Raw genomic sequence first — 9,653 nt, forward strand, 5'->3', positions numbered from 1 at the left:
ACTGCAGGGAGAGAGTGGGGCGCCGGCCCGGCTCATCTTTTTGAACGGCAGACAGATCAAGCAATGAAGGAGACGATCATGGACAACCCCACTGACAGCGCAGGCAAATGTCCTGTTGCCCATCACAAGGCTCCGACCGCGCGGACGAACCGCGACTGGTGGCCGAACCAGCTGAACGTGCAGATTCTTCATCACAATGCCGGCCGCGCGGATCCGCTCGGCCAGGATTTCGACTATGCCGAAGAGTTCAAGAAGCTCGATCTCGATGCGCTGAAGAAGGATCTTCACGCGCTGATGACCGATTCGCAGGATTGGTGGCCGGCCGACTTCGGCCATTACGGCGGCCTCTTCATCCGCATGGCCTGGCACAGCGCCGGCACCTACCGCATCACCGACGGCCGCGGCGGCGCCGGCCAGGGCCAGCAGCGTTTCGCACCGCTCAACTCCTGGCCTGACAATGCCAACCTCGACAAGGCCCGCCGCCTGCTCTGGCCGATCAAGCAGAAATACGGCAACCGCATCTCCTGGGCCGACCTCATGATCCTCACGGGCAACGTCGCGCTCGAATCCATGGGCTTCAAGACCTTCGGCTTCGCCGGCGGCCGCGCCGACGTCTGGGAGCCGGAAGAACTCTACTGGGGCCCTGAAGGCACCTGGCTCGGCGACGAGCGCTACAGCGGCGAACGCCAGCTCGCAGAACCGCTCGGCGCCGTGCAGATGGGCCTGATCTACGTCAACCCGGAAGGCCCGAACGGCAATTCCGATCCGCTCTCTTCGGCCCGCGACATCCGCGAAACCTTCGCCCGCATGGCGATGAACGATGAAGAGACCGTGGCGCTGATCGCCGGCGGCCACACCTTCGGCAAGACGCACGGCGCCGGCGACCCGTCCCTGATCGGCGCCGAGCCGGAAGGCGGCGCGATCGAGGACCAGGGCCTCGGCTGGAAGAGCTCCTTCGGCACCGGCGTCGGCAAGGATGCCATCACCGCCGGCCTCGAAGTCACCTGGTCGCAGACGCCGACCAAGTGGAGCAACTACTTCTTCGAAAACCTCTTCGCCTTCGAATGGGAGCTGACGACGAGCCCGGCCGGCGCCAAGCAGTGGCAGGCCAAGAACGCCGAAGCCTCCATTCCGGATGCCTTCGACGCCGGCAAGAAGCATCTGCCGACCATGCTGACGAGCGACCTGGCGCTGCGTTTCGATCCGATCTACGAGAAGATCTCGCGCCGGTTCCTGGAAAATCCCGCCGAGTTCGCCGACGCTTTCGCCCGCGCCTGGTTCAAGCTGACCCACCGCGACATGGGCCCGAAGGTGCGCTACCTCGGCCCTGAAGTTCCGGCTGAAGACCTGATCTGGCAGGACGTGATCCCGGCCGTCGACCATCCGCTCGTCGACGACAAGGACATTGCCGACCTCAAGGCAAAGGTGCTGGCAACAGGCCTTTCCGTGCAGGAACTGGTCTCGACCGCCTGGGCGTCGGCCTCGACCTTCCGTGGCTCCGACAAGCGCGGCGGCGCCAACGGTGCGCGCATCCGCCTCGCCCCGCAGAAGGATTGGGACGCCAACCAGCCGGCCCAGCTCGCCAAGGTGCTTAGCGTTCTCGAAGGCATCCAGAAGGACTTCAACGCCGCCCAGACCGGCGGCAAGAAGATCTCGCTCGCCGACCTGATCGTTCTTGCCGGTGCCGCCGGCGTCGAAAAGGCGGCAGCGGCCGGCGGCAACGCCGTCAGCGTGCCCTTCACGCCGGGCCGTGCGGATGCGTCCGACGCCCAGACCGACGCGCATTCCTTCGCAGCCCTCGAGCCGCGCATCGACGGCTTCCGCAACTATGTGAACGGCAAGCGCCATCAGTTCATGAAGCCGGAAGAAGCGCTCGTCGACCGCGCCCAGCTGCTGACGCTGACCGGTCCTGAAATGACGGTTCTCGTCGGCGGCCTGCGCGTGCTGAAGGCAGGCAACCCCGAGCACGGCGTCTTCACCTCGGCGCCTGAGACGCTGACGAACGATTTCTTCGTCAACCTGCTCGACATGGCGACGCAGTGGGTTCCGGCCGCCGGCAAGGACGGCGTCTATGAAGGCCGCGACCGCAAGACGGGCGCTGCCAAATGGACCGGCACCCGCGTCGACCTGATCTTCGGCTCGCACTCGCAGCTTCGCGCCTTCGCCGAAGTCTACGGCCAGGCCGACGCCAAGCAGAAGTTCGTCAAGGACTTCGTCGCCGCCTGGAACAAGGTCATGAACGCCGACCGCTTCGACCTCGTTTGATAGGTTAGCTTATTTGCCCGGGCGCGGTTTCGGCTGCGCCCGGGCTTTTTTAGGCGAATTCCTCGGGGTGGCTACGACCGCAGGAGTTTCCGATCCCCGGCGCACCTGATGCTTGATTGCGCGGGCACTACCTCTCCTCCGTCATCCCTGTGCTCGTCACAGGGATCCAGCGCGCCCAAGTCCTTGGGCGCAGGAAACTTCCTTCCCCCGCGGTAAGTCATTCACCGCGCGGACGCGCGGTGGCTGGATTCCTGTGACAGGCACAGGAATGAGGAGTGTGGGGTTGGCCTCCAGCCACTCTCCCGAACCGAAGCCTCTCGGCGCTGTTACTCGATCCACCAGTCCTTTGCGCAGAGGCCGTCGACGTGGCATCGCAGACTCCTAGCCACGACCGACCTCGCATGCGATAGATGATCGACACACTGGAGGAGTTGATATGAACGCTTTGCAGGGCAAGGTCGCCGCTATCACCGGAGCTGCCTCGGGAATTGGACTGGCATCGACCGAAGCGATCATCGCGGCGGGCGGTTCGGTCGTGATGATCGATCGGGACGAGGCGGCGCTGAACGAGGCCTGCGGCAGGCTCGGAGAGAAGGCGATCGCGCTGCGGCTCGACCTCCTCGACCCCAATGATTGCGCAAGCCTGCTCGACCGCATCCTATCGAAGGCCGGCCAGTTGGACATCTTCCATGCCAATGCCGGCACCTATATCGGCGGAGATCTGGCGGACGCAGACCTCGATGCGATCGACCGCATGCTCAATCTGAACGTGAACGTGGTCATAAAGAACGTCCGGACGGTGATCCCCCACATGATCGAGAGAGGGACGGGAGACATCATCGTCACCAGTTCGGTCGCGGGCCACGCCCCCGTTCCATGGGAGCCGGTCTATTCCCCTTCGAAGTGGGCGATGCACTGCTTCGTCCAGACCATGCGGCGGCAGCTCTTCAAGAACGGCATCCGCGTCGGTTCCGTCTCGCCCGGCCCGGTGATCAGCGCCTTGCTGAAAGACTGGCCGGAGGAGAACCTGCGCAAGGCAAGGGAGGCCGGCGCCTTGATCGAACCGCGCGACGTCGCCGAAGCCGTGGTCTTCATGCTGACCCGGCCGCGCAACGTGACGATCCGCGACATGGTGATCCTGCCGAGCTCCTTCGACATTTGATGTGAGCGGAAGGGAGAAAGGGCTCTCCGCATAAGCTGACTGCGGGAGGATGTGGATAGGGCATGCCGAAACGCCGGCTGAAGCTCTCCTGGACTACCGCCCGACCGTCCAATCCTCGACGCGCAGGCCATCCACGCGCCGGAACTCCCCGACATTGTTCGTAATAAGAACCAGATCACGGCTCCTCGCCTGCGCGGCGATCAGTACATCGTAGGGACCGATCGGTGTTCCCTTCGCCGCCAACGCTGCGCGGATCTCTCCGGCGGCCAGCGCATCCTCGCGCTCGAAGCCGACGGCCGGGAAATCCGCCAAGAACAGGCGCAGGGTTTCGAGATTGTAGGAAATTTTCGCGCTTTTATAGGCGCCGTAATAGAGCTCGTGCATGACGATGCTCGACAGTCCGATCGATCCCTCGTCGCTGCCCATGACGCGGGCGAGCAGCATCTCGGACTTCCGGCCGATCAGAGCGATCACCGCATTGGTGTCGATGAGATGGGTGATCACTTGAACAGGTCCCGAAGGCCGGCCCTCTCCTGCTCTTCCGGCTGCTCGCGTCCCTCCGCCATGAAATCATCGCTGAGGCCGCGTTCGAGCGCACTACGCAACGAGGCCCACCGCACGCCATGATCGGTCCGCGGCCGGAGAATGATCGCATCGCCTTCCCGCGTCACTTCCACCTGATCCACGTCGAAGCGAAACTCCTTCGGCAGCCGGACGGCCTGCGAATTGCCGGATTGAAAGACGCGCGCATATTGTGGCATAGAGAACACTCCACAGCTTGTATATATACTTATGTATATACGCGCCTGGCGGCACTCATGCAAGCCGTCCCACTAACGAGGTAGGATGCCGAAAGGCGAGAGCGTCAGCAGATCGGGATCATTTGTCGCCGTCGCTTTCGCCACCTCGGCGTGGCTCATGCTGTAGCCGTAGGCAAGGACGCGCACGCCGTCGATCATGAAGAACTGCGCCTGGTCCAGGCCGGGCCGCAGGCTGCCCGTCACGGTGACGGTCTCGTACATTCTTTCGAGATGCAGAGGCTCCTGCGGAACGACGCGCACCAGCTGGTTGGGCGGAGGGGAGGGCATGTGGCTGCAGGCTCCGGCCCAAGGGACCAGCATGAATTCGTAGACGAGATCGCCGTCCTGGTCGACCGGCAGCACGAAGCCCGTCAATTCGACGGGATGGCCTTCGTCACGCCAGGCAAGCGTTTCGCCCTGCGGGCCGCTGACCGTCTTGCCTGACAACGGCATTGTCGCCTTGGCCTGATCGGCCGGCCGCAAAGCGCTCCAGAAAATCGGCTGGGCCGCAGCGAAGGCATCGGAAACCGGCCATGCGGAAACCAATGCCAGCACCGAGAACATCAGGCGAAAGGGTCTGTGCTTCATCATCGCGTCTCCCGGGCCGGCCGTTTCGGCGACCTGCCGCTGCCGCGCGGATGCTACTCCTGATTTCGCTCGGCCGTCAAAACTTCCTTCCTTGGTGAGTGTTCTTTGGAGTGGGAGCAATGCGGCTTTTGCCGTGTGGCACGCCCTCTCACCCGTCATATCGACGAAAGACCCCGTGTGGGGTGGACACGGGGTCTTCCTGCCGGGTCGCAGCGATCAGTGAGCCGCGGCTTTTTCCGGCATCATCGAGGAGTGGTGGGAGGTGATCAGCCAGTTTCCGTCCTTGAATTCATAGGTGTAGGTGTAGCGGGCGGGGACCTTGGAGCCGTCCTTCATCGCGAAGGTGTAGGTGCCGGTGTCGACGGCCCAGTTGCAGCCGGTCTTGATGTCGCGGCTGTCGATGTGGCCCTTGGGCTCGTTGGCGAGGAAGTGCTTGAAATAATCGATCCGCTCTTCCTGGGTCAGGCGAGGCTTGTTCGAGAGGGTGGCGAGCAGCACGGAGTCCTCGCTGTAGTTCTTGGCGACTTCCTCCGGGCTCAGCGTCGCGAGCGAGCCGTTCCAGCGGTCGAAGAGCTTGGCGACCTGTTCGTCGCTCACCGGGGCGCAGCTTACCGTTTCGCCGGCGGCCGCGGCCGACTGGACCTGAACGACACCGAGGACGAGGGCGGCGGCAATGATCATACGCATGTTTGACTTTCCTTTATCGCGGTTCCGGCGGACATCGCATCGGTCGACCGCATGACCGAGATCTAAGGTGCCGGGCGCCGCTGCCCCATCTGCCGGGTGGCTTCGATCCGGTCTGCCGAACGGCATAGATGACATTCGCGCCGGAATGACTATCGTGCCCGCGTCATTCATTTGAGGAGCAGTCCCTTTGGGTCTGGAGCACAATACCGATACCGCCCATTCGCCCGATGTCGCGGAAATGCGGGCGCTCTACCGGGCGGCAGAAGCCCGCGCGGCGCGGCTGCGCTTCATCATCGAGGCACGAACCCTGCTCGATGCGCAGGCCTTCGAGGCGGCCGCGCCCGAGGTGCTGTCCCGGCTTTCCGATTTTGCCGGCGCCTCCCGGGCCGAACTCGTCTTTCCCTCCTTGCACAGAGCAGCGCCGGCGCGGCTGGCGATCGGCAGGAGCACGGAAAACGACGGCATCCTGTTTGCCTCCGAGGACGGCTCGGGTCTCAGCCTCACGCTGCTGGGCCCATCACGGGGACGCGGCGCCGATGCCGACGACCTGAAGACATTAGAGGTGGTGGCCGGCCAGCTTTCCGACGCCTGCAATCTCGAACGGCAGGCAGCGGAAAAGCAGGCGCTGCTCGGCGATCTCGAACGGCAGCGCAGCGAACTCGCGGCCCTCGTGGCGCAGCTGATCCAGGCGCAGGAGCAGGAGCGCCAGCGGGTGGCGCTCGATCTGCATGACGGCTCGGCCCAGCTTGCCGCCGGCCTCAGCTACCGCCTGCAGGATCTGGCGGCGCGCATCGGCGAGGCGCATGCGCTCAAACCCGAGATCGATGAGCTTGCGGCGCTCGCGCGCCATTCCGTCGCCGATCTTCGCGCGGCGATCGCCGATCTGCGGCCGCCGGAGCTCGACGATCTCGGTGTCGCCGCCGCACTGCGCACGCGCCTCGATGCGATCGACGGCATGGAGGTGATCGCCGATCTCGATGCCGGCGCCGACCGCTGGCCGGCATCGGCGGGGATCATCTTCTACCGCGTCGCCCAGGAGGCGATCACCAATGTGATCAAGCATGCGGGAGCCAGCCGGCTCATCGTGCGCCTCTTCGAAGACGGCGCGGGCGAAGCGCATCTCGAGGTGATCGACGATGGCAAGGGCATCGGCGATGTGCGCCATCCCCAGGCCGAGCGGGGAGCCCGGCTCGGCATCGCCGGCATGCGCGAGCGCCTGGCGCTGCTCGGCGGCCGTTTCGAGATCGTATCAGGCGCTTCCGGCGGCACCCATGTCCGCGCCGCGGCGCCGCTTGCGCAGGAGACGACGGAATGACCGCCTCCATTCTCGTTGCCGACGATCACGACATCGCCCGCGCCGGCCTCATCGCCATGATCGGCGGCCAGGAGGATTTCCATGTCGCCTTCGATGTGCGCGACGGCATGGAAGCAGTCGAGGCCTGCGCCGCCCACAGACCGGATCTGGCACTGCTCGACATCCGCATGCCGCGCATGGACGGGCTCGCCGCCACCCGCGAGATCCGCCGCGTCTCGCCCGGCACCCGCGTCATGATCATCACCATGCATGACAGCCTCGATTATCTGGAAGCGGCGATCGAGGCCGGCGCCACCGGCTATCTGCTGAAGGATGCGAGCCGCGAGGACATTCTGCGCACGATCCGCCGCGTGCTCTCGGGCGATGCCTTCTTCGACGGCCCGCTGGTCGCGAGGCTCTTGCGCCGCGCCGCCACCAAGCCGCAGACCAATGCCAGCACCCTGGAGACGCTGACGGTGCGCGAGCGCGAGGTGCTGGCGAAGGTGGCCGAAGGCCTGACCAACAAGGAGATCGGCCGGGCGCTGAAGATCTCTCCCGGCACGGTGAAGATCCATGTCGAGCGCATCATCGGCAAGCTCGGCGCCGGCGACCGGACGCAGGCCGCCGTCATGGCCGTGCGCGGCGGGCTGGTGCAGACGGCGAAGGAAGAGCCATGAGGCTGCGCTTCGCCGACCTGCCGCTCCGGGCCAAGGGCATCGTCATCATCATGGTGCCGCTGGCGCTGCTGCTCTCCGCGCTCGCCTCGGTTTTCGTCGCCGACCGGCAGAGCCGCATCGCCGAGGATCAGGTGCGCGTCACGCTGGAGATCCAGTCGGGCATTCAGGAACTGCATGCCCTGATCGCCGAAGCGGCGACGGCCATGCGCGGTTATCTCCTGACCGGCCGGACCGATTTTCTCGATCCCTTCAACCGGGCGGAGGACAGGCTGCCCGTCGTGCTCGACGAGGTCGGCCGGCGGCTGCGGGATGAGGAGCAGAAGGACCGGCTCGAACGCATCCGCGCCCTGGTCGATGCGAAAGTCGGCCGGCTTGAACTGCTGAAACGGGCCGATACGCTCAGGGCCGGCGGGCGCGAGGATCTCGCGGCCCAGCTGATCGAAGGCAAGCAGGTGCTCGACACGCTGAGGCGGGAGATCGACGCGATGAGCCGGCGGGAGGCCGATCTGCTGAACGCGAGAACCGAAGCCGCCGACCGGGTCCGTACGCTGTCGCGAAGCCTGATGATCGCCGCCGGCTTTCTCGGCTTTGCCGGCGCGCTCGTCGCCGTCTTCCTGTTTTCGGCCAGCATCGTGCGCCGTGTGCATGCGCTGAAAGCCCAAGCGCATCTGTTGTCGCAGGGCGCGGTCGTGACGGTGGCCGATCCCTTCTGCGATGAGCTCGGCAGCCTCGGACGGGCGCTCGAAGATGCGAGCGTGCTTCTGAAAAGACGCGAGGCCGATCTTACCGAAAGCGAGGAGCGCTTCCGCCAGCTGGTCGAAGGCGTCAGCGATTACGGCATCTTCGGGCTCGATGCCGAGGGGCGGGTGGTGAGCTGGAATGCCGGCGCCGAGCGGATCACCGGCTATGGCGCCGAGGAGATCATCGGGCAGCATTTTTCCCGCTTCTATCCCGCCCAGACCAGGGACACGTTTCCGGCGGAAGAGCTTGCCAAGGCGGCGCGCGACGGACGCACCGAGGCGGAGGGCTGGCGCCTGCGCAAGGACGGATCGCGCTTCTGGTCCCATGTCGTCGTCACCGCCCTTCATGACGAAACGGGCCGGCTGCGCGGCTTTTCCAAGATCACCCGCGACATTACCGAGCGCAAGCAATTCGAGGAGGCCCTGCTTGCCGCCCGCGAGGATGCGGTGCGGGCCAGCAACGCCAAGAGCGAATTCCTGTCGCGCATGAGCCACGAGCTGCGCACGCCGCTGAACTCCGTGCTCGGTTTCGCGCAGCTTCTGGAGATGGACGTCACCGATGCCGAATCCAGGGAAAGCGTCGCACAGATCCTGCGGGCCGGCCGGCATCTCTTGAGCCTGATCGACGAGGTGCTCGACATGGCCAGAATCGAGGCCGGCCGCATGGATCTTGCCGTCGAAGCCCAGCCCGTCGCCGAGGTGGTCGACGAAGCCGTGTCGCTGGCAAGACCGCTCTGCGGCAAGCAGCAGATTCGTATCGAGGTCATCGAGGCCGAGCCGGATCTTGACGTCATGGCCGACCGGCGGCGTCTCCTGCAGGTATTCCTCAACCTGCTTTCCAATGCGGTGAAATACAATCGCCCTCAGGGAAGCGTGACCGTCAGCCACCGCACGATCGATGGAGACCGTGTCCGCATCGAGGTCAGCGACACCGGCCCCGGCATTCCGGCCGCGCGCATTGCGCGGCTGTTCACGCCGTTCGACCGGCTGGGCGCCGAGCGGATCAGCCAGGAGGGAACCGGCCTCGGGCTGGCGCTCTCCAAACACCTGATCGACGCCATGGGCGGAACGCTCGGCTTCGCCAACCGGGAAGGCGGCGCGACCTTTTACGTCGACCTGCCGCGTGCGCCTGCGGCGATGCGGGGCGCCGAGGCGCGGGGCGTCGCGATGCCGTAGGGCGCCTACGGTTTGTCCACAGCGTCTCCTCCGTCATGCTCGGCCTTGTGCCGAGCATCTAACCACAACAATTGTTTGACAGGAAAACACTCGTTTTCAGATCCTTAATCGGGCCGGCGCAGATCCTCGGCACAAGGCCACTGGTGTCCGGTTTAAATTTGGTCACCATTGGAGGCTCATCTGTTGGGGATTGGCTGGTGGGCTGCCGGCGGGTCGCAACAGGCGGTCGATCCTGCGTCGGTGCATGAGATTGGCGCGCACCAG

The 9,653-nt window shown here is 65.2% G+C and carries 9 protein-coding genes; 5 read left to right on the forward strand and 4 right to left on the reverse strand.

Annotated elements, in window-relative coordinates; genetic code table 11:
- Positions 1-78: 78 nt before the first annotated feature.
- Both katG and ATY78_RS15740 read left to right on the forward strand, forming a co-directional pair.
- Complete coding sequence (gene katG, locus ATY78_RS15735; protein WP_088683258.1) at positions 79-2,265, forward strand: catalase/peroxidase HPI; 2,187 nt, start codon at positions 79-81, stop codon at positions 2,263-2,265.
- A 436-nt stretch (positions 2,266-2,701) separates the two neighbouring features.
- Entirely contained in the window at positions 2,702-3,427 is a 726-nt protein-coding gene (locus ATY78_RS15740) for an SDR family oxidoreductase (protein ID WP_088683245.1), read from the forward strand.
- Between the two features lie 93 nt (positions 3,428-3,520).
- Here ATY78_RS15740 and ATY78_RS15745 read toward each other — a convergent pair whose 3' ends face one another.
- The 4 genes from ATY78_RS15745 to ATY78_RS15760 all read right to left on the reverse strand — a co-directional run bounded on the left by ATY78_RS15745 (position 3,521) and on the right by ATY78_RS15760 (position 5,502).
- Positions 3,521-3,931 (reverse strand): type II toxin-antitoxin system VapC family toxin, encoded by a 411-nt coding sequence (locus ATY78_RS15745; RefSeq protein WP_088683246.1) that lies wholly within the window; start codon positions 3,929-3,931, stop codon positions 3,521-3,523.
- Entirely contained in the window at positions 3,928-4,188 is a 261-nt protein-coding gene (vapB, locus tag ATY78_RS15750) for a type II toxin-antitoxin system VapB family antitoxin (protein WP_088683247.1), read from the reverse strand. Before vapB ends, ATY78_RS15745 begins: the two co-directional genes overlap by 4 nt.
- 72 nt (positions 4,189-4,260) lie before the next feature.
- Positions 4,261-4,818 (reverse strand): DUF3299 domain-containing protein, encoded by a 558-nt coding sequence (locus tag ATY78_RS15755; protein WP_088683248.1) that lies wholly within the window; start codon positions 4,816-4,818, stop codon positions 4,261-4,263.
- A 213-nt stretch (positions 4,819-5,031) separates the two neighbouring features.
- Positions 5,032-5,502: an SgcJ/EcaC family oxidoreductase gene (locus tag ATY78_RS15760; RefSeq protein ID WP_088683249.1), complete on the reverse strand. Its 471-nt coding sequence runs from the start codon at positions 5,500-5,502 to the stop codon at positions 5,032-5,034.
- Between the two features lie 187 nt (positions 5,503-5,689).
- On the opposite strand from ATY78_RS15760, the gene ATY78_RS15765 reads away from it, so the two are divergent.
- The 3 genes from ATY78_RS15765 to ATY78_RS15775 are packed head-to-tail and all read left to right on the forward strand — an operon-like array spanning position 5,690 to position 9,389.
- Entirely contained in the window at positions 5,690-6,817 is a 1,128-nt protein-coding gene (locus ATY78_RS15765; RefSeq protein ID WP_245313586.1) for a sensor histidine kinase, read from the forward strand.
- Positions 6,814-7,473, forward strand: a complete 660-nt coding sequence (locus ATY78_RS15770) for a response regulator transcription factor (protein ID WP_088683250.1) — start codon at positions 6,814-6,816, stop codon at positions 7,471-7,473. The genes ATY78_RS15765 and ATY78_RS15770 overlap by 4 nt, the downstream gene beginning before the upstream one ends.
- A complete protein-coding gene (locus tag ATY78_RS15775) occupies positions 7,470-9,389 on the forward strand; it encodes an ATP-binding protein (RefSeq protein ID WP_088683251.1) in 1,920 nt (639 codons plus the stop codon). The genes ATY78_RS15770 and ATY78_RS15775 overlap by 4 nt, the downstream gene beginning before the upstream one ends.
- Positions 9,390-9,653: the final 264 nt, after the last annotated feature.

This window comes from Rhizobium sp. R635 (assembly GCF_002211285.1).
Taxonomy (GTDB): Bacteria; Pseudomonadota; Alphaproteobacteria; order Rhizobiales; family Rhizobiaceae; genus Rhizobium.

Coding starts and splice junctions, on each gene's coding strand:
- katG (WP_088683258.1), top strand. CDS start 79: ATGGACAACCCCACTGACAGCGCAGGCAAATGTCCTGTTGCCCATCAC.
- ATY78_RS15740 (WP_088683245.1), top strand. CDS start 2,702: ATGAACGCTTTGCAGGGCAAGGTCGCCGCTATCACCGGAGCTGCCTCG.
- vapB (WP_088683247.1), bottom strand. CDS start 4,188: ATGCCACAATATGCGCGCGTCTTTCAATCCGGCAATTCGCAGGCCGTC.
- ATY78_RS15755 (WP_088683248.1), bottom strand. CDS start 4,818: ATGATGAAGCACAGACCCTTTCGCCTGATGTTCTCGGTGCTGGCATTG.
- ATY78_RS15760 (WP_088683249.1), bottom strand. CDS start 5,502: ATGCGTATGATCATTGCCGCCGCCCTCGTCCTCGGTGTCGTTCAGGTC.
- ATY78_RS15770 (WP_088683250.1), top strand. CDS start 6,814: ATGACCGCCTCCATTCTCGTTGCCGACGATCACGACATCGCCCGCGCC.
- ATY78_RS15775 (WP_088683251.1), top strand. CDS start 7,470: ATGAGGCTGCGCTTCGCCGACCTGCCGCTCCGGGCCAAGGGCATCGTC.